Genomic DNA, 24,687 nt, shown 5'->3' on the forward strand with positions numbered 1-24,687 from the left:
GCAACAAGCCTGGCCTTGCGCCAGCCTTCATCTGCAGTTGCAAAACGGTCCTATACAGTCGTTCAGAGGCAATCTGCAACTGCAAAACAGCTCTGGGGAATCCCTGGAGCTAATCTGCAACTGCAAAACAGCTCTATACAGTTGTTCAGAGCTAATCTGCAACTGCAAAACGGCCCTATACAGTCGTTCAGAGGCAATCTGCAACTGCAAAACAGCTCTGGGGATTCCCCAGAGCTAATCTGCAACTGCAAAACAGCTCTATACAGTTGTTCAGAGCTAATCTGCAATTTACAAACTCCTCCGGGCGTATCTCTAAGGTTCTATCTTTTTTTTCTGGACTCCCCCTACTATAGTTTAACTATAGCCGCTTAGAATCGAAATATAGCGGCCAACTAATTTTTGGACCAAAAAAAGGCGCAAAACTCAAGTTTTGCGCCCTTAATGAGACCTTCCTCTAGGCTTCCTTTTTTTTGGACCAAAAGCGCCTCCTGTCCAAAGCGCATCTTTGGCTATACCAATTTTTAAGCCCTAAGACTCAAAAACAATCTTGCCCAGGCTATCATCTCCTCGATGCTCTTGGCGCAAACGGCTCATTTCCTCTACCTCTTCCTTCAGGCGATCAAAGCGATAGACCAGTTGGTTTTGAGAATTTAAGCTCGACTCTCCCCCTAAGTCATGAATCACTTCCTGCATCAGGGCTTCTACCTGCTCCTCCTTGAGCTTCTCCTCGGTTTGGGCTTGGTCGTTGGCTACCTGGGTCAGCATCTTTAGACTAATAGGAACACGAACATGCTGAAAGATCACTTTCATCAATCGTTTGCGGGCATTTTCTTGCCGCTGCTTTCGCTTGAGGGGCAAGAGCCTAAAGTAGCGAAAAGCGGGAATCAAAAAGAAGAGCAGGGAATAAGTAAAGGGAATCGCCCCCAAAACGACTTGGGCCAAAAAGGGACCGTTCGCAATGGGAATATCAAATTCGGCAAAAAAGTTAGGCTGGGCCAAAAAGAAGAGCGAAAAAACCAAGTTCAAGCTATTCATGCCCACAATGGCCCAATTTCGTCCAGTTTTATTGCCCGTAAGTTCATATTCGGGCTCGTATTCATCCCAATAATAGATAATAGGGGCCTCATCGGGGCGGTTGGCCGAGCGGTTTAGCTGGCTAAAGTCGCCATAAAGGACCGCAGAACGCTCCGAAATCTTGGCTTGGCCATCATAACGGCCCAAAAGCTCTGTCATAAAGTTTTCGGCCTCATCTCTGCGCCAACCGGCCAAAGCCTGTAGCTCTGCAGTAGAAACCAAGCCCTTGTTTTCTTTTAGAAAACTGGCCACTTCTTTATGGTTAGCATAGGGATCTGGCTGATAGCGAACTGGTCCAAAAATAAAGTCATAAACAGAGGCCACAAAGCCTTTTTCCTCCTTAGAGCTTTTGCGATTTTTACGCAACTTGGCCAATTGGCCAGGCTTCTCTACATAATGTTTATAGGGATAACCATAGTCGTCGCGGCTGCGGTAGGTATAATCATAGCCCAAAATGGTACTCCACTCAAAAATGGAGATAAAAACTCGAAAAAGGACCAAAAAGAGCTTGCCTATTCCCCCCGATTTACTATCATTATCTGAGTTGCCCCCTTGCGATAAGAGACCGACAATCAAAGCAATCAGGATGACCACAAAAAGCACAAAATAAATGAGGAGAAAAACGGCCGTGACAATTCTATAGAAGATCTTGAAGCCTTTCCAGAACCAATCGGCAAACTCTGCTAGGCGTTCGCCAAAGCTTTTTTCTGTACGGCGGTGCAGGCCCGTAAAATCATAGATTAAATCGCCATTTTCGGTCACTTTGAGCTTGCAATCGTAGCGTTGCATCAGCTCTCGAATAGCCGACTCGCTCTCAATAATAGGCATACCCGTACTAGCGGCAGCATCCTCTAGGGTAAATTGTTGGTTGCTTTTGAGCAAGTATTTTTCTAGGCGAAGATTGACTTCTTTTTGTTCGTATGACATGGCTCCAATATTTGCGTTCCGAGGCGGCGAAGCCGCCGGCTTAGGGATGGATAGCGGTGCCGCGAAGCGGCAGACCAAAGTTTTTTGAGCGCAGCGAAAAAACTGCAGGGCCGAGCAGACCTGCGAGCCGCGGCACAGCCCGGCCCGCCCGCAGGGCGGGCAAGCCCCTAAAAAAACAGCAGCCTAGAAAAATAGACTGCTGCATCTTGTTTTAGGTCCAGCCCAATTTCTGGAATAAGGTATAAATTTTTAGGCCCAAATAGGCATCTGTGGCGGCATAAAAGTTTTGGGCTTGGCTGAGGGGCTCTCGCTCCCAGTTCGAGGTCTGTTGGGATTTCGAAATCCGTTTGCCCAGAAAAATCGCCGTAAGATTGCGGGCCCCCATTTGCTGAATGCCGTTGGCCTTGGCAATATCGGCAATGTCCTTAAAGCCCTTGGCTTTAAAGGGCCGCAGCCGCTGCAAATCACGGATGTCGTCTCGGAGAGCGGGGCCTGCCTTGACAATTTTGGGGTTCTCGAAGAGGGCCTTGAGGCCATCGCTAAAGCCAGATTTGAGGTTGCGAATCAGAAAAACCTTATCGGGCATGGCCAATTGGATGAGCGAAACGGGATGATATTCGCCCTTGCGAAAAGAGGGTTTACTCTCGGTATCAAAGCCCAAAATTTTGCATTGATTGAGGGCCAAAAGGGCCTCTTCTAGCTGCTCTTCGGTTTCTATGGTAATAATTTCGCCCTCAAAATGCCAGAGGGGGAGTTCGTTGACCTCTGCTTTAGAGATCTTGACGGGGTATTGCATGTTAATGAGTTTATTGGGGCCGTTTTATGGCCCAAATGAGGTAGTTTAGCTTAGTTCTTTAAAGGCGCGGTATAAATCGGCCCATTCTTTCCGCTCTTTGACCACCGTTTCTACATATTCTTGCCAGGCTTCTTGGTCTTGGCTGGGGTCTTTGACCACCGCACCAATCAGGCTAGAGGCCAAATCTCTGGCCCGCAGTTCGCCATCGCCAAAATGAGCGGCTAGGGCTTGGCCATTATTGACCACCGAAATCGCCTCGGCGGTACTGAGGGTAGAGCTGGGCTGCTTGATTTTCTGACGGCCATCTTGGGTCACGCCCGAACGCAGTTCTCTAAAAATCGTCACTAGGCGCTCAATCTCTTTGAGTGGGGCCATTTTGGCGGGAATCTCTAGGGCGGCGCCCAGCTTTTCTACTCGCATTTTGACAATCTTGACCTCCTCTTCCAAAGAAGCGGGCAGGGGCAAAACGACGGTATTAAAGCGGCGTTTGAGGGCCGAAGAAAGTTCATTGACGCCCTTGTCACGGTCGTTGGCCGTGGCAATCAGGTTAAAGCCTTTTTGGGCCTGAACTTCGGTGTTGAGTTCGGGAATCGGCAGTAATTTCTCCGACAGCATCGTAATGAGGGTATCTTGCACATCGGCGGGCACACGGGTCAATTCTTCTAGTCGGGCAATGGCCCCATCTTGCATCGCCCGCAGCAGGGGAGAGGGCACCAAAGCCTCTGCAGATGGGCCTTTGGCCAACAATTGCGCATAGTTCCAGCTATAGCGCATGGCCTCTTCGCCAAGGCCGGCCGTGCCCTGCACCAAATAGGTCGAGCTGCCGCTAATGGCCGCGGCAATATTCTCGCTGACCCATGATTTTGCCGTACCGGGCACCCCCATCAACAGCAGGGCGCGGTCGGTGGCTAGGGTGGCTACGGCCAGCTCAATCAAGCGGCGGTTGCCAAAATATTTGGGCTCAATTTCGGTCCCATCTTCCAAGCTTCCGCCCATAACAAACTGCACCACCGCCCAAGGCGAAAGCGCCCAATTATGGGGTTTGGGGTAGCTATCCATTTTTTTGAGGGCCTTGAGTTCCTCTGCATAAAGCACCTCGGCATGAGGGCGCAACAATTGTTCTGCTGCCTTTTTTCGCTTAGCCATATAGTATTGTATTAGATAATCGTCAAGCTATTTTTTTGGGGCCTCCCGCCTTCGGCGGGCGCTACGTTTCGCAGCTCGCAAGTCTGCTCGGCCCTGCGGCGCGGGGCGCCTTGGTCTGGCCTACGGCCACTGCTCCACATCGCTAGGCCTGCGGCGGCTTCGCCGCCTGTCCGCTGCAAGTCCCTAAAGGGCCTTGAGTTGGGCCAGTTCTTTACGGAAAGAGATTTGGGCGCTAAATTGGTCCAATTCCTTTTGCCAGGAATAATCCAGTTGAGGCCAGTCATTAAGTAGTTCTTTGTCCTCAAACAGACTTTCGTCTAGGGCAAAGGCCGCTCGTTTGAGCAGGGTTTTGTGGTTCCACTGAAAAACGGAAAAGCCCTGGGCCAAACTGATTTTCATGGCCTCTAAAACCTGCCGGCCCAATTCGGCCTCCCAGCTTTGGCCCTCTTGCAAAAGCAACTGCATAATAGGATCTTCATCATCTATGCTTCTTTTGCCCGAGGCCCGAAGGTAAGCCATGGCCAATTCATTAAAAAATGAACTGGGCAAATCATAATACAGAAATTCTAGGGAAAAGAAAAGGGCTTGTTTCCCTTTAGGTTCATTTTGCATAAAGAGCTGATGAAAGGCCATCAGCCAATCTAAATCTTTGAGGCGGTGGGCGGCCTTGCTCCAGCCCCAAATCAAAGCCTGCCGATAGTCAGAGTTTAGGGCCAACTGCAGGCAAGCCATAGGCGAAAGTTCCCAGTTTTTGGCCCAATAACTGGGCGCTACCGAGGCGATCATTTGCGCCAGCCAATTGCTGTTTTTCCCTTCGCTAAAGGCTTGGTAATGCTCCCGAATGCCATCTTTTTTGAGCTGGGTACTCAGTTTTTCGGGAGCGGCTACCTTTAGTAGTTCTCCATCATACTGAATCAGTTGTTCGAGGGCGGTTTGCATTCGCTTTTCGAGGGCGGTATTGGGCAAAAGCAATAAAAGCTCTACAGCGGCTTGCCTGATCTCTTGGCGGCGGTCGTTTTGGACCTCCTCCAGAAAGGCTTCATCAGCCTTAGAGAGCTCAATATGCAGCAGTTCGAGCACTTCTAGACGCTGTTTTTTGCTCCATTCTTTCCAATACTGCTGAATCACTTTTAGGGCATTGGCGGGGTCCAAGCGTCGCTCTTGCTGTAGCCAAAAGAGCAGGCTAGAGAAGTCGGCTTGGGCCAATTCTTCTTCCTGCAATTCTTTGATGGCGGCATAGGACCAACTTCTTTTGAACTGGGCTAAATAGCGGCCCGTTTGTCCCAAAACAGAAATAATAGCGGGCCGCAATTCTTTGTGGCGGCTGCCAAAGGTTAAGATATCGGCTAAATTATCGGGCGCCACTCGCCAGTTTTGGCTATGGGCCAAATCGATCCAGGCGGGCAAGAGTTCTTCTTGTCTGCGGCTAAGGATTTGTTGCAGCATCCAGCTGGCTTTTTGGGGTGCGGCCTGCTGCTCATCCTGAATTTTCTTGGTTTTTTGGGCTTCTTCGGGCAGTTGGCCCAGGGGCAGCTCTGCTTTCTTAAAGAGCGATTGGGCCGCCAAAGCCTGCAAATATTGGAGCTCTAGTTGTTCTTGGCCAATCTGCTGCAGTTGCCAATGCTCCAATTGGAGCTGGCTTTCTTTGGGTAAGGGGCCCGCTTGGGCGCTGCCCAATAAAAGTTGTTTGATGATGAGGTTCCAGCTTTGCATAAAACTTAAAGCGCTTGAGGTTGACCTTGTTTAAAGATAGAAAGGGGACGGAATTGGCCGTTTTGCCATTCGCCAATCAGATGAATGTCGGCTTCGGCGGCATAGGCCAAGATGCGCCAGAGGCTCTGCTCTATTTTGGTCTGAAAGGGAAGAAATTGCCCATTTTGGTCCAAAAGGATAAAACGTTCATCGGCCTGCTGTTCTAAGCGAAGGTTTTGGACCAAGAACAATTGGTAATTGAGCCAGGGGTTTTTCCCTAGGGCTTGGGCGTATTCTGTTTGGGCTTCCTGCCAGTTTTCGGCCATCCGAATTTGGAAGGGGCCTTTTTGAGCGCTTTGCTGCTGCTCTTGCAAGATAGCTCTTTGGGGGTAGGCACTGGGATAATAGTAGAGTTTTGCGCTTAAGAGCTGGCCCAAAAAGTAGTTTTGCTCAAACCCACGGCTACCAAAGCTATAATCAATGAGTAGGGCGTTTTTGCCTGTTTGCAGGCCTTGCAGCCAAACTCTGCGCATATTTCGGCCTTCTGCATCAATTTCTTCTAGTTGGGCCAAGACTAGCCACTGATCTTCAATGGGGGCGTTTTGGGCCACAATATCTTTTTTGCGCTGCACTCGGCCCAGGGCATCCAGTAAATCTTCTAGCTGTAGGGGCGAGAGCTTCTCTCTTTGCTTAAAGCTTTGCAGCAGCAGTTGCAGCTCGCCAATTTTCTGGCCCAGAAAATCCATCCAGTTGCTTTGAAAGGGAAGGAGTTGGGCGGTTTCTCGCAGGGCATAAGCCAGGCGGCTCATTTTTGCATCGGTCATTTTTTGGGCCAGCTGTTCCCAAAAGCTTTTGTCTTGGACGGGCAATTGGGCAAATCCCTGTCGGCTGAAATCTTGTAGCCATTGTTCTAGTTCTTCCATGCCGGCTTCCATTTGGGCTAGTTTTTTGGCTTGGCGCTTGGCTTTGGCCAAGCGCTTTTTTTCTAGCTCTTTTTGGTCCAGCGCTGCAGCGGGGCTTGTTTTGGCCGTTTGGGGTTGCTGCTGCAGATACCAATGGAGGATATTTTTTGGGGGCGTTTTTTGCCGAAAAAGCGGGGCAGATTCGGTAAAAAGGAAGAGCAGGGCTAGGGCGTGTTTGCAATGTACTTGTCTTTGGGCGCAGTTGCAAAGCAGTTCTGGCCCTTTGAGGTAGATCTTAACTTCATAGGCCATACTGCCGATGCCGGCTCCTTTGCAATAGCCCCAGATACAATCTTCATAGCGGCCCAGGGACTCCCATTTTGGGGCCTGGGCAAGTCGACGTGCACGATTTTCGGTAGCTACATCTGGGGCAAGGGCAGAAATTTCTGAGGGCGTCCAATTCATGGGCAAAAGAGAATATTTTTGGGCTTTAAATGTACAAAATAGCAGTGAAGAATGGAAGGTCTTGGCCTAGCGAATCAGCAAATGGCCTTTTTCCCAAAAGAGGCGGAAGAGGGGTTTCTTTTTATCGTAAAAGCTACTTAAAGGGGTGCCTAGGTCAATTTGCAAGGGATTTTGGCCCAATTCCAACTGGTAAAATGCGCCCTGCTTGCTAATTTTGGCCCCTTTGGGGAGCCGTTCGGCCAATTCGGCCCAGCTTTTTTCTTGCAAAACATCTTTGGTCAGCTCCCAATTTCTGCGATTTTGCTGATAAACGCCTAGGGTGAGCGTTTGGCCATTTTCGTTTTGTTCTTCGGCCCAGACCATCAGTTGCATATTGGGGTAATAGGTTAGCACTTGAAAGTAGAGGCTGAGCTTTTTGCCATCTCCCGAAAAGTCGTCAAAAAAGACCTGCATGGCTTGGTAGCGCTGCATTTCTCGGCCGGCTAAACTAAGGCCAGAGGGGAGTGGAGTGGGCTCATTTTCGGCCAGAAAATAAATGCCTGTTTGTTCGTCTTGGGTAAAGGGCAATTCCTTTTGTCGTTGGGGGAGGTTATTTTGGGCCAAAAAGTCGCGATAAATGCCATTAACGGCCTCGATGAGTTGTTCGGGATTGCGTTTGCTGGCATTTTGTTGTCGCATATCGGCAAAGCTACGCAACTTATCTTCTCGGTAGTAGATGCCGTCTAGGCGGCCTTTTTGGCCCCAGCGTGCCCGCAAAAATAGTCGCCAACTTTGGGGGCTTTCCTGGCTTTCAAAGGACCAATATTGCCCTTCCTGATGATATTCGCCAATTAAGGGGAAGCGTTGTCTGCGGTTAATATCTATATAATAGGCTTCTAGTTGCCCATCGGCCTTTTCGGTCCAAATAAGCTCCATGGGTTCGCCACCCAAAATCCCTTTATAGACTTCATAGTATTGTGCCTTGGCCCAAAGGCTAAGCAAAAGGAAACAACAACTGAAATAAATCTTTTTCATATTCTTCAACTAATTTTTTCTGTTTTTGGGGGCTGCCCCTTCCGCTGGGTTAAAACCCAGCGCAAAGCGGTATCGCTTTGCGAAGCTATATAAAATGAGGGTTGAAACCCTCATGAATTATCGGTCGGGTCGGGCTCTGTCGTGGCTTGCAGGTCTGCTCGGCCCTGCACTGCCTTTGGCAGTTTGGTCTGCGGCTTCGCCGCCCCACTTTCCATCCCTCAGCCGAGTCGCTTCGCTCCTTGGCGGGCGCTTTGCGCCCTTTGGTCCAAAGGTACAAAAAAACGCAAGGCCATCCAGATAAGATGAGCTTGCGTTTTGCAGGCGGCGCAGCCGCCGCAGGCAAAAGCCAAATAGAAGTCCTGTCTCTTCTATCCTTTGATTTAATTTCTTGCTATTCATCGTTATTTTTTGCGGCCATAGCGAGGGCTATGCCTTTAAAAAATGCCTTGACTAGCTTAAAATTTTTATCAAAGAATGGTCGAAGCGCAGAACTTCCATTTGGCCTAGCGATGTGTAAGGGTGGCCGTTAGGCCAGACCCAGCAGGCGAAGCCTGCGCAGGGCCGAGCAGACCTGCGAGCCCTGAAACGTAGCGCCGCAGCTTTGCTGCGGAGGCCCCAAAAAAGGATTAGACTTGCACGGCCATAATGGCTTCATAGGCAGAATCCCAGAGCATTTTCCGCATTTGCAGGGCTTGGAGGACATATTGTTCGGCTTCGGCCCATTTTTCGGGATCTTGGCCACAGAGTTGGGCCGTCATAGAGAGGGCCAGGTGGCTGTGGTGGTCGCCATCCACCTCAATGTGGCGGTCTAGATAATACTTAAAGAGGCTGAGGTCGTTGGGAAAGCGGGCGTTGAGGTCGTCTACCATGGCTTGGAACATATCGGGGATCAGGTCCTCGCGGCCAAAAGTGAAAACGGCCGCCATGATATGGGGTTTGCCTGTGGCGATCACCTCAAAGGTAAAGTTGACAAACTTTTGGGCGCCCTCGGGAATCTTGGCAGTTTGCAGGGCTTCTTTTACCGTTTGGCCTTCTTCAAGGGCCTTTAGCAGGGCTTGAATTGGGCCTAGATCGGCCTCGGCCTTTTGCATTGCCTGCAGATAGAGCTCAAAATGGCTAATATGGCTGCCATCGGGCAGTTCGTCAGACTCTTCGCCCACCACAATTTCATTGATGAGAAAGCGGGTTTCGGCATTGCCTGTTGGGCGCCAGGGGAGCTGCATGCAGGTCAGCTCAATTTGCAGGGCTTTGAGCAGCGACATAAAGTCCCAAACGGCCAGCACATGATGCTGCATAAAGGGGTGCAGCTCTTCGGGCTTTTGGATACTTTTATAGAGTGGGTGTTGGATAATTTGCGCTTCGATGGGCGCAATTTTGGCCTGAAGGGCCTGAATTTCCTTGGGTAGATTGGCCATAAAGTGGTATAGATTATTCTTCGTCAATAAGTTCTATATCAAACCCATAATCTTCAATGGTTTCGATAATTTTTTCGGCTTTGATATCATCGCCTTCCGCATAGAGTTTTTTATCGGCATCGGCTAGGTCGAGCCGCCAATTCAGTCCGGGAATAGCGTTGAGTTCATCTTGCACTTTGGCTTGGCAGTTGGCGCACTGCAAACTGGTTTTAAAAACGAGTTTCTTCATTTTAGAGCGTACTTTTAGAGTAGAATAGAAAAAGGAGAAATTGGTTTAGTTAATATCTCGATTTTCGTCTTTTAGGTGTTGTAGCAGCAATTTATCTAGGGGATCGGCTAGGGGTTCTGCATTGGGGGGCTGAGGGTTTTCCTCTTGGGTTTCTATGCTAAAGTGGTTATTAAACTCCTCTTCGCTTTGTTGCATTTCTAGGAGCATTTTGCCAAAGTCATGCACTTGTTCGAGGTGTTCGTAGGATAATTTTTCGATAAGTTCACGACATTTATTTTGTAAATCTTGCTTAGTCATCAGCTTGTTTTTTTTGCAATTTGTAGATCGTTCGCCAAAAGTAGAGGTTTAATTTGATGAGTAGGTAGAAGAGAAAGGCAAAGGGGCGGAGCAGTTGAAAAAATATATTTTTGCGCAGGGAGATGGCTGGGGTATAGAGGTTGAAAAGGCCGTAGTAGAGTTTTGTTTGGTAGTTGAGGACCACTTTTCCATCTTGTTGATATTGTTCAAAGAGGATGCGCAGGCCTTTTCGGGCGCGTTCGTATTCTTCTTGTTCTAGGCCAAAGGCTTGGGGGCAAGCTTGGTAGTGGGCTTCTAGTAGGGGCCAATCGAGTCGGAGCTGATTGGCAAAGCTTTGGGCTTTGTAGTTGCTGGGATAAAGTTGGTCAAAGTTTTCTTTTTGGGGGAGGTGGGGGTAGCTGTTTGGGCCGTGTAATTGTCTGAAAAACTGGCTAAAGGCCCAAGAAAAGCTGCGTTCATTTTGGTCCTCTAGTTCGTGTCTGAGTACAAAAACATAGCTATTGAGGCGAAGCAGGCGTTGGAGTTCTTTTTTCCAAGCGGCAGGGGAGGCGGGCAGGGGGTCTAGAATACAGACCATATCGATACTATCATCATCTAGTGGAAGTTGGGCTAAATCGCCTTTTTGCATCCATATTTCTTGGCTGGGGTCTAGTTCTTCGGCTAGGGAGATGGCGGCCTGATCGGGCAGGAGCAGGCAAAGCAGATGCAGGCGTTTTTTCCAATGCTTAATAAGTTGTAGGGCATCGGCACCGACACAAAGGGCCAGGTAGCGGCGAGAAATCTGCAGTTCTTCGCTTAGAAAGTCGAAAAGGCTGATCGGGATTTTGGGGTGGGCCATCAGTTGGGCCCGATAGTTCTTGGCCATTTAGTCTTGTTTTTGAGTAGATGGCAGCGGCTGGCTGCGGGACTGTGCTGGCTGTTTTTTTCGGCCCAATTTGCGCCAGTTTTCCCAGATTAGCCGAGCATCTTCTGACCAATAATAGTCTTTGGCATAAAATAGATTGATGCGGTGGAGGCTGTGTTCTTCATCGGGCAGTTGGGGCAGGCTATCGGCAGGGGAGAGGACTGAAGGGCGGAGCTTGGGCAGATGCTGTAGTTTGCTGTCTCCCTTGGCATAGCCCAGCCAGCTTTTTTGGCCCCAAAAAACAGCCCAAGCATTGGCGATAAAGCCGAGGGGAGAGGCGCAGCTCCAAGCTAAAATAGGAGAAAAAAGCAGGAAAATGAAACTGCTGCTCAAATCCAACAGCCTTTTGTTGCGTTTGGCCATGGTTTCGGCAATCTTGAAGCCCAGCTCTAGGGTATAGAGGTCGCCTGCAGAGTTTTTGGAGTTGGAGCCCACAATGCTCAGGCTGTCTTCGGCCACAATTTTATAGGCGACTTCTGGTCCCAAGCGGTTCATCCAATAAATGATTTGTTCGGCCCGCAGGTCTTTGGCGCAAAAGATAATCTCTTTGATTTTATAGATTTGGACCAGCTCTTCTAGTTGGTAGATCGCCCCCAAAAACTGCTTGAAGTCGGCCTCAGATTCGCTAGGCGCTACGGTGCCAATGAGGTTATTTTGCACTCTAGCTTTATAGAGTAGGCGTTGCACGCGCTCGCTTTCCGACAAGCTGCCCAAAATGACTACATTATGCAGTTGTTGGCCTTGTTCTAATGGTCCCTTACCCAAAAGGGCCAAGAGATAGCGCCAGCTCCAACTGCTGCCAATGGCCCAAATCGTGCCCAGTACAATCAGCATACGAGAGGCCCGAAGATGGGAGGGTAAAAAACCATAAACCGCCGCAATGAGCAGGCTGCCCAAGGCAAAGCCCGAGACCAGTTGTCCCGCCTTGAGCTTTTGGTCATAGACCCCACGAAAAAAGGCGGTGGTCAGCCAAATGCCTATATAAAGCGGATAGTTAAAGTAGATTAAGCTGGGCTTAAAGTAATCGGGATCATCAAAACGGAGATTGGCCCAAATATCTTTGAGCAAAAAGAGGCCAATAAAGATGAGCAAAGCATCCAATAATAAGGGAAACAAGCGCTTGCTCCAATTGGCCAAAAGCGTAAGGCTGGCCCGAAAATAAATGGCGGCCCGCAACATGCCCACATAAAGCCCAGCCTGAGGACCACCAAAATGCTTTTGGGCAAAAATAATCATGGCATTATAAAAGGTCTTGACATAATTCAAGCTGCCCTTTTTGGTGCTTTCTCCCTTATAATGAATAATGGTGGTGCCCGCAAAATAATAATTCTTATAGCCCGCTTGGACCACCCGATAAGAGAGGTCAATATCCTCTCCATACATAAAAAAGGCCTCATCCAAGTAGCCGATTTGCTCCAAAACAGATTTGCGCAAAAGCATATAGGCCCCCGAAAGTACTTCAATTTCATGAGTCTCATCGGCGCTGAGGTAGCCCAAATGATAACGATTGAAGCGAGTGGATTTGGGAAAGAGCTTAGAGAGCCCAAAGGCTTTGTAAAAGGCCACTTCAGGACTAGGAAATCCCCGCTTAGATTCGGGCAAAAAACAGCCCTTGCCATCAATCATTTTTACGCCTAAACCGCCTGCTTCAGGATGCGCATCCATAAAGGCCAAGGGAGCCGATAAACTATCTTCTCGGATAACGGTATCGGGGTTGAGCAAAAGCACATATTCTCCCTTGGCTTGCGCAATTGCTTGGTTGTTGGCCTTAGAAAAGCCCAAGTTTTGGCTATTGGCCATGAGCTTGACCTCAGGAAACTTCTCCCGCAACATTTGCACAGAATCATCTACTGAGTTGTTGTCTACCACAAAAACCTCTACGGCTAAGCCCTTGGCGGCCTTACGAACGGCCAAGAGCGCCTGCTCCAAAAAATATTTCACATTGTAGTTGACAATGACAATGCTCAGTTTCATGCTCAATTTAGCTTTGTTTGTAGGGCAAACGGCCCAAAATAGAACGCCCTAAGGTCAGCTCATCCGCATATTCTAGCTCTCCACCAAAAGAAACCCCTCGGGCAATGGTCGAGATTTTAATCGTTTTGCCTTCTAGCTGCTTAGAGATATAATAAACGGTAGTATCGCCCTCAATGCTAGGGCTCAGGGCCATAATTAGCTCTTCTACCTCATCTTTTTCAATGCGCTCTATCAAAGAGGCAATCTCAAGTTCGTCGGGGCCAATGCCATCAATGGGCGCAATGAGCCCCCCCAAAACATGATAGGTTCCCTGAAATTGCTGGGTGTTTTCAATGGCCATGACCTCCTTAATGCTTTCTACCACACAAATAACTTGCTTGCTGCGGGCAGGCGATTGGCAGATGCTGCAGATTTCTTGGTCCGAAATATTATGGCATTTTTGGCAAAACTGAATCTTTTGCTTCATATCGAGCAGGGCCTTGGCAAAATCAACCACCTCCTCTTCTTCGGCTTGCAAGAGGTGTAGGGCCAAACGAAGGGCCGTTTTGCGGCCAATACCCGGCAGTTTGCTAAAGGCTTGTACGCCTTCTTCTAATAGTTGAGAGGAAAGGGGCATCGCTACTTTATTTCAAAGAAATTTTAGAATGGGCGCAAGATACAAAATTTGTAAGTTTTCTTTTTGTGCAGATCGAGGAGAAGAATTTGGGGCTGCCCCTTCCTGCGGTCGGGTCGGGCTGTGTCAGGGCTCGCAGGTCTGCTCGGCCCTGCGCGGGCTACGCCCGCTTGGTCTGGCCTAACGGCCACCCTTATCCATCCCTCAGCCAAATAAGGCAGCGCTGCGCGCCTTTTAATAGTTAATTGGGCCGAAGCCGCCCGCCCAAAAGGGAACTAGCCCGATGAGCGGCCTACTTGCCTGTAGCAGGGCGGCGCAGCCGCCGACCCAGGGCTAAACGAACTGCAGCCCGCAGGGCCGAGCAGGCCTGCGAGCTGCGAAAGGGAAGGACCCTAGGGCGCTTTGCGCCCTAGGGGAGGCCCCAAAAAATTCATTCCTTAATGAAAATAGCGGAAATCATGCTGGTTTTCGATCTTCTGAAGACTTTCAAAAATGAGCTGAATCACATGCTTGACATCTTCCTTATGGGCCATCTCTACGGTGGTGTGCATATACTTGAGGGGCAGTGAAATAAGGGCCGAGGGCACGCCTGCGTTGGAGTAAGCAAAGGCGTCGGTATCGGTGCCCGTCACTCTAGAAGAAGCCGAGCGTTGGAAGGGAATTTCCTTCTCTTGGGCCGCCTCAATAATAAGCTGGAGCAATTTGTTGTGCACCGCAGGGGCATAAGTGAGATCGGGGCCATCTCCGCCCTTGATATCGCCATGTTTGGCAATGCTCACTAGGGGCGTGTGGGTGTTGTGGCAAACATCAGTGACGATAGCCGCATGAGGTTTAATGCGGTTGGCAATCATTTGAGCACCGCGGAGGCCCACTTCTTCCTGAACGGCATTGACGATATAGAGCGCAAAGGGTAATTTGACCTGTTCCTCATGTAGCAAACGGGCCACCTCGGCAATGCAGAAACCGCCCATGCGGTTATCGAGGGCGCGGCCCATATAAAAGCGGTCATTGAGGACCTCAAACTCATCGTCGAAGGTAATCACACAACCCACATGAATGCCCATTTCTTCTACTTCTTCTTTAGAATCGGCTCCCACATCAATAAAAATATTGTCGAGTTTGGGGGCCAATTTAGCATCCTCGCCACGGCGAGTATGGATAGCGGGCCAGCCAAAAACGCCGCGGACAATCCCTTGGGGCGTATGGATATTGACACGTTTGGAGGGGGCAATCATGTGGTCAGAACCGCCATTGCGAATCACTTTGAGGTAGCCATCTTTGGTAATTTGATGCACAAACCAAGAGATTTCATCGGCATGGGCCTCAATGACCACACGGTAGTCGGCAGTGGGGTTGATCACACCCACTACGGTGCCGTAGTTATCGACAAAATACTCATCGATATAGGGTTTAATATAATCTAGCCAAAGTTTTTGGCCAGGGGTTTCGAAGCCCGTAGGCGAAGCATTGTTGAGGTATTTGGCCAAAAATTCTTCAGAAGCTGGCGTGATAATATTCATAAATTGTGACATTTTGATGAGGCCCTTAGGGCCTTGATTTTTGATCTAAAACAAGCTTAAATATAAGCTTTTCCCGCTCATTGGCAAGGACAGATAAAACAAAAAAATAAAGCCTTAGTTTGCAGCAGCTTAGGCGGCTGCTGTAAAATAAAAGTTAAGGAAACTTAAACTTTAAGACAATAGGGCTTTTAAAATCAAACAGAATAAATTATCTTGCTAAGGCAAACGAACCGCATATATTACTGCGATTTTAAAACCAAAACAGCAATCTATTATGAGAATTCTACAACAGAAACTTTTTCTTTTTGCCTGCCTGCTTATGGGCTTCGGTCTATCTGCCCAGCAGTTGGAGCACCCCATGTTGGTAGAGGTCAACTCGCCCTCTAACTTGGCGGGTTCTTATATCTATGGTTTTCAGTCGGATTGGGGACCTACCTCTTTGGCTGCAAGTGTAACTGGAGAGGCCGTTTGGGCCAGAACTGCAGTAGGCGATTCTATTTCTTGTGACTCTGTAGTCAATGATTTGACGGGCAAGATCGCCCTTGTTCGCCGTGGCGCTTGTAACTTTAGCCTAAAGGCCCTAAATGCACAAACTCAAGGAGCTATTGGTTGTGTGATTTGTAATAGCCAGCCCGGTGGTGGTGTAATTAACATGGCCGGAGGTACTTCTGGTGCTTCGGTAACCATCCCCACGGTAATGTTGAGCTATGAAGACTGTGAGCTTTTGGCCAATGCCATTACTGCCGGCGACTCTGTAAGCATGACTTTCCGTAAGCCTGCTATCGCTAATGCGGTAGGTACTTTTGCCTATGGTACGCCAGAGGACCACATCCAAACGCTAGATGGAATCAATGTAGATGTAATCAATGCTAGCGCTTCTTCTGCTAGTGCTACAGTTACCGCTATTGTAACTGATCCTGCTGGGGCTACTCAAACTTTGACAGAAACCCTAACTATTGATGCCGATACTACTGTTAATGTAACTTTCACACAGACTTATACGCCTGTAGATACGGGGATGTATCAAATGGCTTTCTTTAGCTCTTTGGCTAATGATACTGTATTTGAAAACTTCCGCATTACAGAGCATAGCTTTACACTTGATGAAGGCGATGAAGATGAGTTCACTTGGATCGGGGTAACTGACCAAGGCTTTGCCGATGCTGGCTACCGCTTTGATATGGGGAATGCTTATATCGCTGGTCCCAATGGTGGTTCCGCAGCTTGGGCTTCTTTTGCACTAGACAATGGTTCTGAGTTTATTGGCCGTTTTTTCGATATCATACTTTATGATATTACTGGCGCTACTGGTCAAGATGCAGATTACTCTACTTATAGACCTGTCGGTGCTGCTCGGCACTTCATCACTGCTGCTGATACCCTACCCAATACAATTATCACTGATCGTTTGTACGACGTCTATGATGGAGCCGATACTGTTGTTTTGACCGCCAACACCCAGTACCTCCTTGTGGTAAAATACCAAGGGGATAGCACAATTCCTACTTCTCCTCGCTTTACTTATGGCGGAACTGGAGATTTCATTAGCCTAGGTTCTACGGTATATACTGACCGTCTCTATCCTGGTGGATTTACTGGTGGCTACCGCCCCGTTATCCGTCTACATCAAGCTGCTTTTATGGCAGGAACGGCAGTAACGCCTGTTGCTCAATTGGACCAAAACAGCTTGGCTGTTTTCCCCAATCCTGCTAAGGACTACCTCAATATTCAGTTGTCTCTAGAGGAGCAAATGGATGCTCAAATTAGCTTGATCGATATCCGTGGACAACGTCTTCAGGAAATTAGCTTGAATGGCGCTCAAAACCAAACGGAGCAAATCAATATCAACGACTTGCCTGCTGGTGTCTACTTTATCCGCTTGGCCACTAGCGAAGGAATTGCGGTTAAGGAGTTCATCAAGCAATAGTAGATAGATCTTAAAAAGCTGTACACAATAGCTTTCAGTGCCGTCTCCCGACAAAGGAGGCGGCTTTTTTTGTGCCCTCTCTTTTTTTTAAGATATTCGCCCCCTAACCAAAATACAATAACTGTGAAGTGGGTTTATTTTTTACGCCATGCCAAATCTTCTTGGGAACAGCCCGAACTAGACGATATTGATCGCCCGCTCAACCCCAGAGGAGAGGAGGCCGCCCAACTCATGGCCCAGTTGTTTAAGCGCAGAGAGCTGCCGCTGGACCATATTCTCTGCTCTCCAGCAGAGCGCTGCCAACAAACGGCTCTGCATTTTTGCCAAGCCCTTAATCGCCCCGCTGGCGATATCGAAATTAGTTATCGCCTCTATGAGGCCGAGCTCCCACAGGTCTACCAACGCCTCCGAGAGTTGCCCAATCATATCAATAAGGTCCTGGTTGTGGGCCACAATACTAGCGCCACCAACTGGGTCAATGCCTTCAAGCCAACGCCCATCGATAACCAACCCACGGCCGGCCTGAGCCTAACCATTTTTAGTATCAATGATTGGCAGCTACTAGACCGCAGCAATGGAGAGTTCGCTTTTTGGGATTACCCCAAGCTCTATAAAAAGAAGTACCGACAACTAGATTTAGATCTACAGCCCCCCTTAGAAGAAAAAGAATTTTAGGAATAATTTGGGGCCCGCGGCCAACTAGCTGAATGCTAGTTGGCCGCCGCTATGCTGCGGGGCTCGCAAGTCTGCTCGGCCCTTCGCTGGCTGCGCCAGCTCGGTCTGGCCTGCGGCCACCCGCTCCGCAGCGCTGGGCCGCTCAACAGCTATTTCTAAGCTAGATTTCCCGCTTCGGCCAAGGAAAAAGGCGCAAAACCTAGGTTTTGCGGAGACTGTTTAAAATTTTGTGTATGGGCTAAAAAAGGGGTAAAGATTAGGAGGTTTAATATCAATTTAATTACTTAGAAAAAAAGTACCGCTATGGACAAGAAACAAGAAGAGTTATTAAACCGCCTACTAGGAGATGTGAAGAACATTGAGGAGCTAGACAAGCTAACAGATGACCTCAAAAAACGAGGAATTCAAAGTTTGTTAGAAGGAGAAATGTCAGCGCATTTAGGGTATGCTCGTGGCGAAGAAGTCCAAGGAGAAAATCGCAGAAATGGCCATTCTTCAAAGAAGATCAAGACGGAAAGTGGCAAATTACAAATAGAAATACCAAGAGATCGAGAGGGTAAATTTGACCCTGTAACAGTCCCCAAACACAAATCGATGACGGCTAAGCTGGAGAGTGTGATTACACTATTGTATGCTAAAGGTATGAGCCTGTCTGATATAGTAGAGTATATGGATGAAATTTATGGTCAGCAGTACTCTAAGAGTCAAATTACAACCATTACTAATAGCCTCTTAGATAGTATTCGAGAGTGGCAAAATCGGGTTCTTGATGAGAAGTATGCGATTCTTTGGATTGATGGGATTCACTATAAAATTAGAGAGGATGGGCAGATTAAAAGCAAGGTTTGCATGATTGTACTTGGGGTTAATTTAGCAGGCTATCAAGACATTATTGGCATGTATCTCTTTGAAAAAGAGACTGCTGCAAATTGGGCCACAACTTTGAATGACATTAAAACAAGAGGGGTAAAGGATGTTTTATTTATCTGCTCAGACAATCTAGCTGGCTTGGACCAAAGCGTTGAGGCCGTCTTTCCTCAGGCAGCTCATCAAATTTGTGTGGTCCATCAAATTCGCAATTCTATGAAGGTTGTTGAAGCCTCTAATAGAAGAAAAGTGGCCAAAGATATTAAGCTCATTTATACAGCTCCTAATGAAGCTGAGGCCAGAAATCGGCTTCAAGATTTTGAAGAAAAATGGGGTGATCGCTATCCTTACATCATTAAATCTTGGGAGAAAAACTGGGACAATCTCACTGTCTTTTTATACTATCCTCAAGAAATCAGAAAGCTTATTTATACCACAAATATTATTGAAGGCTTTAATGCTGGCCTGAGAAAATATACCAATAACAAACGCTCATTTCCAAATGATGCTGCGGCCATAAAATCTATCTATTTAGCCGCTATGCAAATTCAAAAACGATGGAAGGTCAAACGAGCTGGTTGGACCAAAGTTTTCAGCCAGCTTTGTGTCTGTTTCCCTGACCGGGTCATCTAAATTTTACCACTCGCCTCCTAGTCTCTATTGACCAAATTTTATTCTGATACACAAAATCCTGAACAGTCCCGTTTTGCGCCTTTTTTTATGCCCAATTGTTAGCACTTTGTTAAAAACTGAAAAAACGCAACAAAATGAAAAAAGGCAAAAGTTATGTCTGGAAGTAAACTAGTTATGTCTGGAAGTAAACTAGTTATGTCTGGAAGTAAACTAGTTATGTCTGGAAGTAAACTAGTTATGTCTGGAAGTAAACTAGTTATGTCTGGAGGTAAACTAGTTATGTCTGGAAGTAAACTAGTTATGTCTGGAAGTAAACTAGTTGTGTCTGGAAGTAAACTAGTTATGTCTGGAAGTAAACTAGTTAGGTCTGGCGGTAAACTAGTTAGGTCTGGCGGTAAACTAGTTAGGTCTGGCGGTGAACTAGTTCGGTCTGGAGGTAAACTAGTTAGGCCAATCATCGCCTAGGGGCTTGTCCCTAGGCAGCAAAAAGGAGAAAAACAAAATTTTAAACAGACTCAAAAAAAAACTGCCCCTCGATTAGCTCGAGGGGCAGTTAAATCAAATAGAATGAGCGGACTTATTCATGGCGTCCTACAGGCTCGAAGGCAATGGCCAAAGCAGCGGGATTAAATCTGGCCTAGCGATGTGCAGCAGTGGCGCGCAGCGCCAGACCGAGCCGCTGAAAGCGGCGAAGGGCCGAGCGAACAGCGAGCTGCGGAACGTAGCGCCGCAAGGCGAAGCCGCAGCGGAGGCCCCAAAACAGCAGCGAGCTGCGCAACGACAACAAGAACTTTAGTTCGCAGTTCGACGACCGAAGGGAGTAACCGCCGCATTTAAACCACTAGCGGAGGCCCCAAAACAGCAGTTAGAACAGCATATTGAGGAGGAAAAAGAGGACGAGAAAGATCCAGAGGGCATCTAGGAAATGCCAATAGACGGTGAGGAGTTCTAGGTGGAGTTTTTTGGCGGGGTCGGAGAAATAGACCAATACGCTAACGGGTTCTTTCATGCGGACCGAGGCCACATACATAAAGTAGAGCAGGAAGGGCAGGCCGCCAAAAACGTGGGCAAAGTGCAGGCCCGAGAGGGCGTATAGGTACTGTTTGCCATTGCCAATATTTTCGCCCATCAGGGCATCTTTGTAGAGGGTCCAGGCGAGTACCTGCATGACCAAGAAAATGGCCGTGAGCAGAAAGGTCAGGTTGAGGGCATTTTGGTACTTCTTAGTTTCATCCTCTTTATAGGCTGTATTGGCGGCCTTGATGGTCAGGCTGCTGAGGAGGAGCAAAACCGAGTTGGCGATAAAAATGGGGGGTAGGTAAACGCCCTGGCCCACCTCATTGGCCGAGCGGGTATAGACATAGCCGATGGCAAAGGCGACAAAGAGGAACGTGAGGCCTACCAAAAGGAGGTAGAGATAAATTTTTTGGTAGGGGAGATTAAAGACCGGCTTTTCGTATTGGTCTTGGGGGTACTGTTTTTTATTGGCCATAAGTTGGTGCAGTTGAAAAATGAGGTCAAAATAAACAAAGGGCTGCCATGAGTTTAAGCAACAAGAATCACAGAAGACAGCTTTGAGAAAAATAACTTATGTTTGCCTCTTAACAAACATATAAGAAAAGAGTTGGGGCAGCCCAACGCAAAAGCAGAACTTATGAATCGATTACTAGCATTTGGCTTTTTATTATTGAGTCTTTGGTCTTGTCAACCTAGTCCGCAGGCGCCAGGGGGCGCTAGTCCGGCCCCAGCGGCAGAAGAGCAGCTTTGGACAGCGGAGCAGTTATTGGCAGATCTGCCAGCGGGTCAGGGGGGGCAATTGGTGCGTCATCAATTTTATCAGCTATCCTATCGTTTGGATGCCAAAAATGCGGAATGGGCCATGTATCGGATCGACAGCCAGTCGGTAGCGGATGAGCGGGCGCCTAGGCGTTCTGGTTTTATACAGGACCCTGAATTAAAAGGGCAAACGGCTAGCGATGCTGATTATCGGGGTTCGGGTTTTGATCGGGGGCATTTGATTCCGGCCGAGGATATGGATTTTGATCCCAAGGCCATGGACGAAAGCTTTTATTTATCTAATGTATCGCCTCAGGACCCCAGTTTTAATCGGGGGATTTGGAAAAAGCTAGAGGGGGATTTGCGAGATTGGGCCTTAGAGAAAGGCGATTTATTGGTCATTACTGGGCCTGTTTTGCCGGCGCAACTGCCTGTGGATGCTCCAAAAATTGCGGGAGACATCTTGGTGCCTTCGGCCTTTTACAAAGTCATTGTAGACCTAAAGGCTCGGAAGAGCATTGCCTTTTTGTTGGCTAATGAAAAGTCGGATGCAGACTTAAGCAGCTTTGCTTTGAGTATTCGGGAGTTAGAGAATAAGACGGGCCTCAACTTTTTCCCTAAACTATCGGTGCAGCAGGCAGATGCTCTAGAACAGCAGAAAGAACTAGGCGATTGGTTGAAGGAATAGAGGGGATTTGGGGCAGAGAAAAAGAACAAAACTTTTTTTTTATCAAAAGTTTTGCATTTATGTAGAATGCTTCTATCTTAGCTAATAGAAAACGACAGTATTGGGGCCAATTCGCTTTTGGTTCTTTAATACAAGCGTTAGAATTTGATTGATTTTTGGTGATTAGAAGGTTTGTAAACTCGGTTTACAAACCTTTCTTTTTTTTCAGCAAAACTGTATATTCAGGGCCTTAATACTACAACTATGCGTCAATTTTTAGAAACCGAACAGAAAGCCCTAGAAATCAACCTCGACCCTAGGATTTACGGCTCCTTTGCCGAAATTGGGGCGGGGCAAGAAGTGGCTCGATATTTTTTTAAGGTAGGCGCTGCGGCGGGGACTATCGCCAAAACGATTTCGGCCTACGACAAAGTGGTCAGTGATGACATTTATGGGCGAGAGCCTTCTGGCCGCTACGTTTGCGAGTCGAGATTGTATAAAATGCTAGACCATGAGTATGAGTTGTTGTTGGATCGATTGAGTGGGCAGCGGCCCGACCTCTGTTTGTTTGCCTTTGCCGATACCATTACCACCATCAATTACCACCGCACCATTAAGGGTCAGGGTTGGATGGGCATGCGCTTTCAGTTGAGTCCGCATGCAGAGCCCAATGAAATTGTTTTGCATATAGAGTTGCAGGATGGCAATGCCAATTTGCAGCAGCAGGCGGTGGGCATCTTGGGGGTAAATTTATTATATGCCTGTTATCGCTATCATGCGGATTATAAAGAGCTTTTGGCCTCTTTGCTCGATAAGCTGGAGGACCGGATTCGGATTGATGTGGTACGCATGAAAGGGCCCGATTTTGAACATATTGACAACCGCTTATTGCTCTTATCTTTAATAGAGCAAAACCTAACCGATGTGGCTGTTTTTGATAAGAAGGGGCAGCCCGTTCATATTTCGGAATTCTTGTATAAGAAAAACCTCTTGTTGGTTCGGGGCAACTACAATCCGTCTACCTTACTGAGCCTAGATATGATTCGGGCCTCGGCGGCGCAATTTAGGGCCGACTTTAGTCGGCGGGCTATGGACTGCTTTGTCATGACCGAGATGACCCTTGATAGTCTGCAGGGAGAAGAAAACACCACCGATGAGAAAAACTTTTTGGAACGGGCGCGGCTGCTCAATCATTTGGGGCAGTATGTAATGATTACCGACTGCGACCGCTACCACAAGCTCATTCAGTACGCCTTTGATTATCGGATTCAGCATTTGGGTTTGGTCCTTGAAAACAATTTGCTGCTTAGCTTGCTATCGGGCAAATATGAGCGGAATAAAGATGGGCGTCTGCTCACGGCCTTTGGCGAGGTATTTACCCGCAATGTGACTCTTTATGCCTATCCAGAACTCAAGGAAGGCAGCGGAGAGCTGTTGCAAACGCATAATTTGCCCATTCCAGAAGGTATGCGCAACCTTTATCAGCATTTGCTAGACCAGCGGCAGATTCGAGATGTAGAAGGCTATAATGAGGATGTTTTACATATTCGCTCTAGAGAAGCCCTACGCAAAATACAGGCAGCAGAAGAAGGCTGGGAGGCCATGTTATCGGATCGTGTAGCGCGTTATATTCAGGAGAGAGGGGCCTTTGGTTTTCCATTAGAAAGCATGGAGTTTGACTATTAACCGATAGGCCAAAAAAGCCAAAGAAAAACTTAAATAGGGGCACATTTTTTGATAGGCAAACGGCCGAAGTTAAATAGCATGGAAAAACAATAAATCAATGAAAACCAAAGGACTAGCGCCTGTACACTATCTTTTATTTTTAGTCTTCTTACTCCCTACTGGCAGTTTTGCCCAACTGCAGTTTAAGTTTCAGCCCCGAGAGCAAGAAAAAGGGGCCTTCCGATTTTTTGAGCCCAAGGCCGAAGGCATTTCTCCGATCAATTTATTCTTTTTGGCCAAGTTCTCAGAACTGATGTATTTAGAGCGGATGGAGTACCAGCTGCGCTATCTAGAAAATGGCTATCAGCCAGTAGACAGCATTCCAGACTCGGAGTGGATCAAGCAATATGCAGCAGTTAATGACGACAATTTTCAGGAGGCTTTTCAGCTGCGCTTTGCTCATTATTTTGATTACCCCCGGCAGTTAACGGGCATGAAAGAGGAGCAGCCTCCGCAGACCAAGAGTACTTTCCACTTTATGCGGAAAATGGCCTATTTGGGGGGCAAGAAAGATCAGGGGTTAGATCCCGAGTTGATGATTGTCAATACGCCTAGAGCAGTCGTTTTGGTCTATAGAGGCACCGATAAAGTAGAAGAAAACGAATGGAGCGAATGGAAGGGGACCGATTTCAGAATTCAGTTGGTTCAAGCGGGGGGCTTTCTCATCAATACTAAGGTGCATAAGGGCTTTTGGCAGAGCTTTGACCTGATTCGAGATGAGTTGATGCGAACCTTACAGCAAAAAGAGTTTAAACACAAACCTATCTGGATTACTGGACATAGTTTGGGGGGCGCTATGGCTATTATTTCGGGGGCCTATCTAAAATCGGCTGGCCTGCCCGTGCAAAATGTCTATACTTTTGCTTCTCCCCGAACCATTGGAAATAAGAAGTTTGCCGAAAAACTAGCGCAGCTACTACCGAATAAGGTCCACCGATTTGAGTATTATCTTGACCCCGTGAGTATCCTTTGGGCGCCGGGCTACACCAATTGCGGGCAGCGGCATTGGTTTGATGCTGAAGATCTTGGGGGCTATCAATTGCATGAAAATGTAAGAGAACGCTATACTCCGCTTTCTCCTTTCAAGTTTCATAAACACCCTTTTAGAGATAAAAGAACGCTGGGCGAACTTCGCCTGAAAAAGGAAATGGAAAATGCTTGGTTGCCGGCCTTGCCTATTCGCGTTTGGTATCATAATCCGCAGTTTTACGTAAAAGCAGCCTATGAGCAGCTCACCGAAGAGCAAAAGAAGGTCTTACCCGGAGTAGACGATAGTTTTCCCTATCTCTACTTTGGCGGAAAATCTGGCATGCCAGGCTCTAAGTAGTTGGCTATTTTAGAGCTAGCAGCTCTGCCCTAGAAAAAGGCCCAAAACTAAGGTTTTGAGCCTTGTCCAAAAAATACTGGGTTCGCTTAAAAAAAGAGACTAAAAAGATGTAACAAAATGAA

21 protein-coding genes are annotated in these 24,687 nt (G+C 47.8%); 7 read left to right on the top strand and 14 right to left on the bottom strand.

Going from position 1 to position 24,687, the window contains the following annotated elements; translation table 11 throughout:
• Positions 1 to 528: 528 nt before the first annotated feature.
• The 13 genes from SGRA_RS14245 to SGRA_RS14310 form a co-directional block, all read right to left on the bottom strand.
• Complete coding sequence (locus tag SGRA_RS14245) at positions 529 to 2,001, bottom strand: hypothetical protein (protein ID WP_015693460.1); 1,473 nt, start codon at positions 1,999 to 2,001, stop codon at positions 529 to 531.
• Between the two features lie 211 nt (positions 2,002 to 2,212).
• On the bottom strand, positions 2,213 to 2,797 hold the full coding sequence (locus SGRA_RS14250; protein WP_015693462.1) for a 3'-5' exonuclease: 585 nt from the start codon (positions 2,795 to 2,797) through the stop codon (positions 2,213 to 2,215).
• 45 nt (positions 2,798 to 2,842) lie between these two features.
• Positions 2,843 to 3,943, bottom strand: coding sequence for an ATP-binding protein (locus tag SGRA_RS14255; RefSeq protein ID WP_015693463.1), 1,101 nt, complete (start codon positions 3,941 to 3,943; stop codon positions 2,843 to 2,845).
• 183 nt (positions 3,944 to 4,126) lie between these two features.
• Positions 4,127 to 5,656 (bottom strand): DUF5691 domain-containing protein, encoded by a 1,530-nt coding sequence (locus SGRA_RS14260; protein WP_015693464.1) that lies wholly within the window; start codon positions 5,654 to 5,656, stop codon positions 4,127 to 4,129.
• 5 nt (positions 5,657 to 5,661) lie between these two features.
• Positions 5,662 to 7,002, bottom strand: coding sequence for an SWIM zinc finger family protein (locus SGRA_RS14265; RefSeq protein ID WP_015693465.1), 1,341 nt, complete (start codon positions 7,000 to 7,002; stop codon positions 5,662 to 5,664).
• A gap of 66 nt (positions 7,003 to 7,068) precedes the next feature.
• Positions 7,069 to 8,016, bottom strand: coding sequence for a hypothetical protein (locus SGRA_RS14270; RefSeq protein ID WP_015693466.1), 948 nt, complete (start codon positions 8,014 to 8,016; stop codon positions 7,069 to 7,071).
• Positions 8,017 to 8,642: 626 nt separating this feature from the next.
• A complete protein-coding gene (locus tag SGRA_RS14280) occupies positions 8,643 to 9,431 on the bottom strand; it encodes a DUF3050 domain-containing protein (protein WP_015693468.1) in 789 nt (262 codons plus the stop codon).
• 13 nt (positions 9,432 to 9,444) lie between these two features.
• Positions 9,445 to 9,660, bottom strand: coding sequence for a heavy-metal-associated domain-containing protein (locus tag SGRA_RS14285; RefSeq protein ID WP_015693469.1), 216 nt, complete (start codon positions 9,658 to 9,660; stop codon positions 9,445 to 9,447).
• A gap of 45 nt (positions 9,661 to 9,705) precedes the next feature.
• A complete protein-coding gene (locus SGRA_RS14290; protein ID WP_015693470.1) occupies positions 9,706 to 9,957 on the bottom strand; it encodes a hypothetical protein in 252 nt (83 codons plus the stop codon).
• Complete coding sequence (locus SGRA_RS14295; protein WP_015693471.1) at positions 9,950 to 10,822, bottom strand: methyltransferase; 873 nt, start codon at positions 10,820 to 10,822, stop codon at positions 9,950 to 9,952. The genes SGRA_RS14290 and SGRA_RS14295 overlap by 8 nt, the downstream gene beginning before the upstream one ends.
• Positions 10,823 to 12,835: a glycosyltransferase family 2 protein gene (locus SGRA_RS14300; protein ID WP_015693472.1), complete on the bottom strand. Its 2,013-nt coding sequence runs from the start codon at positions 12,833 to 12,835 to the stop codon at positions 10,823 to 10,825.
• A 7-nt stretch (positions 12,836 to 12,842) separates the two neighbouring features.
• Positions 12,843 to 13,451, bottom strand: coding sequence for a recombination mediator RecR (gene recR / locus SGRA_RS14305; protein WP_015693473.1), 609 nt, complete (start codon positions 13,449 to 13,451; stop codon positions 12,843 to 12,845).
• 434 nt (positions 13,452 to 13,885) lie between these two features.
• Positions 13,886 to 14,968, bottom strand: a complete 1,083-nt coding sequence (locus SGRA_RS14310; protein ID WP_015693474.1) for a M42 family metallopeptidase — start codon at positions 14,966 to 14,968, stop codon at positions 13,886 to 13,888.
• Between the two features lie 274 nt (positions 14,969 to 15,242).
• Between SGRA_RS14310 and SGRA_RS14315 the strand changes: the two genes are divergently transcribed.
• The 4 genes from SGRA_RS14315 to SGRA_RS14330 all read left to right on the top strand — a co-directional run bounded on the left by SGRA_RS14315 (position 15,243) and on the right by SGRA_RS14330 (position 19,535).
• The gene (locus tag SGRA_RS14315) at positions 15,243 to 16,895 is read left to right on the top strand and encodes a T9SS type A sorting domain-containing protein (protein WP_015693475.1); all 1,653 of its coding nucleotides are present in this window, start codon (positions 15,243 to 15,245) and stop codon (positions 16,893 to 16,895) included.
• A 123-nt stretch (positions 16,896 to 17,018) separates the two neighbouring features.
• Positions 17,019 to 17,570: a SixA phosphatase family protein gene (locus SGRA_RS14320; RefSeq protein WP_015693476.1), complete on the top strand. Its 552-nt coding sequence runs from the start codon at positions 17,019 to 17,021 to the stop codon at positions 17,568 to 17,570.
• A 303-nt stretch (positions 17,571 to 17,873) separates the two neighbouring features.
• Positions 17,874 to 19,070: an IS256 family transposase gene (locus SGRA_RS14325; RefSeq protein ID WP_015691783.1), complete on the top strand. Its 1,197-nt coding sequence runs from the start codon at positions 17,874 to 17,876 to the stop codon at positions 19,068 to 19,070.
• Positions 19,071 to 19,223: 153 nt separating this feature from the next.
• The gene (locus SGRA_RS14330; RefSeq protein ID WP_015693477.1) at positions 19,224 to 19,535 is read left to right on the top strand and encodes a pseudouridine synthase; all 312 of its coding nucleotides are present in this window, start codon (positions 19,224 to 19,226) and stop codon (positions 19,533 to 19,535) included.
• A 400-nt stretch (positions 19,536 to 19,935) separates the two neighbouring features.
• On the opposite strand, the gene SGRA_RS14340 is transcribed toward SGRA_RS14330, so the two are convergent.
• Complete coding sequence (locus tag SGRA_RS14340) at positions 19,936 to 20,562, bottom strand: cytochrome c oxidase subunit 3 (RefSeq protein ID WP_015693479.1); 627 nt, start codon at positions 20,560 to 20,562, stop codon at positions 19,936 to 19,938.
• 162 nt (positions 20,563 to 20,724) lie between these two features.
• Here SGRA_RS14340 and SGRA_RS14345 point away from each other — a divergent pair, with 162 nt between their 5' ends.
• From SGRA_RS14345 to SGRA_RS14355, 3 genes are all read left to right on the top strand, one after another.
• Positions 20,725 to 21,534: a DNA/RNA non-specific endonuclease gene (locus SGRA_RS14345; protein WP_015693480.1), complete on the top strand. Its 810-nt coding sequence runs from the start codon at positions 20,725 to 20,727 to the stop codon at positions 21,532 to 21,534.
• A gap of 243 nt (positions 21,535 to 21,777) precedes the next feature.
• Complete coding sequence (locus SGRA_RS14350) at positions 21,778 to 23,199, top strand: hypothetical protein (RefSeq protein ID WP_015693481.1); 1,422 nt, start codon at positions 21,778 to 21,780, stop codon at positions 23,197 to 23,199.
• A gap of 97 nt (positions 23,200 to 23,296) precedes the next feature.
• Positions 23,297 to 24,565: a lipase family protein gene (locus SGRA_RS14355; protein WP_015693482.1), complete on the top strand. Its 1,269-nt coding sequence runs from the start codon at positions 23,297 to 23,299 to the stop codon at positions 24,563 to 24,565.
• The last annotated feature ends 122 nt before the right edge of the window (positions 24,566 to 24,687 follow it).

It is taken from the genome of Saprospira grandis str. Lewin, from assembly GCF_000250635.1.
Classification (GTDB): Bacteria; Bacteroidota; Bacteroidia; order Chitinophagales; family Saprospiraceae; genus Saprospira; species Saprospira grandis.

Bases quoted from the DNA above. Each gene is read 5' to 3' on its own strand.
- SGRA_RS14245 (WP_015693460.1), bottom strand. From the start codon at position 2,001: ATGTCATACGAACAAAAAGAAGTCAATCTTCGCCTAGAAAAATACTTG.
- SGRA_RS14250 (WP_015693462.1), bottom strand. From the start codon at position 2,797: ATGCAATACCCCGTCAAGATCTCTAAAGCAGAGGTCAACGAACTCCCC.
- SGRA_RS14255 (WP_015693463.1), bottom strand. From the start codon at position 3,943: ATGGCTAAGCGAAAAAAGGCAGCAGAACAATTGTTGCGCCCTCATGCC.
- SGRA_RS14260 (WP_015693464.1), bottom strand. From the start codon at position 5,656: ATGCAAAGCTGGAACCTCATCATCAAACAACTTTTATTGGGCAGCGCC.
- SGRA_RS14265 (WP_015693465.1), bottom strand. From the start codon at position 7,002: ATGAATTGGACGCCCTCAGAAATTTCTGCCCTTGCCCCAGATGTAGCT.
- SGRA_RS14270 (WP_015693466.1), bottom strand. From the start codon at position 8,016: ATGAAAAAGATTTATTTCAGTTGTTGTTTCCTTTTGCTTAGCCTTTGG.
- SGRA_RS14280 (WP_015693468.1), bottom strand. From the start codon at position 9,431: ATGGCCAATCTACCCAAGGAAATTCAGGCCCTTCAGGCCAAAATTGCG.
- SGRA_RS14285 (WP_015693469.1), bottom strand. From the start codon at position 9,660: ATGAAGAAACTCGTTTTTAAAACCAGTTTGCAGTGCGCCAACTGCCAA.
- SGRA_RS14290 (WP_015693470.1), bottom strand. From the start codon at position 9,957: ATGACTAAGCAAGATTTACAAAATAAATGTCGTGAACTTATCGAAAAA.
- SGRA_RS14295 (WP_015693471.1), bottom strand. From the start codon at position 10,822: ATGGCCAAGAACTATCGGGCCCAACTGATGGCCCACCCCAAAATCCCG.
- SGRA_RS14300 (WP_015693472.1), bottom strand. From the start codon at position 12,835: ATGAAACTGAGCATTGTCATTGTCAACTACAATGTGAAATATTTTTTG.
- recR (WP_015693473.1), bottom strand. From the start codon at position 13,451: ATGCCCCTTTCCTCTCAACTATTAGAAGAAGGCGTACAAGCCTTTAGC.
- SGRA_RS14310 (WP_015693474.1), bottom strand. From the start codon at position 14,968: ATGAATATTATCACGCCAGCTTCTGAAGAATTTTTGGCCAAATACCTC.
- SGRA_RS14315 (WP_015693475.1), top strand. From the start codon at position 15,243: ATGAGAATTCTACAACAGAAACTTTTTCTTTTTGCCTGCCTGCTTATG.
- SGRA_RS14325 (WP_015691783.1), top strand. From the start codon at position 17,874: ATGGACAAGAAACAAGAAGAGTTATTAAACCGCCTACTAGGAGATGTG.
- SGRA_RS14330 (WP_015693477.1), top strand. From the start codon at position 19,224: ATGTCTGGAAGTAAACTAGTTATGTCTGGAAGTAAACTAGTTATGTCT.
- SGRA_RS14340 (WP_015693479.1), bottom strand. From the start codon at position 20,562: ATGGCCAATAAAAAACAGTACCCCCAAGACCAATACGAAAAGCCGGTC.
- SGRA_RS14345 (WP_015693480.1), top strand. From the start codon at position 20,725: ATGAATCGATTACTAGCATTTGGCTTTTTATTATTGAGTCTTTGGTCT.
- SGRA_RS14350 (WP_015693481.1), top strand. From the start codon at position 21,778: ATGCGTCAATTTTTAGAAACCGAACAGAAAGCCCTAGAAATCAACCTC.
- SGRA_RS14355 (WP_015693482.1), top strand. From the start codon at position 23,297: ATGAAAACCAAAGGACTAGCGCCTGTACACTATCTTTTATTTTTAGTC.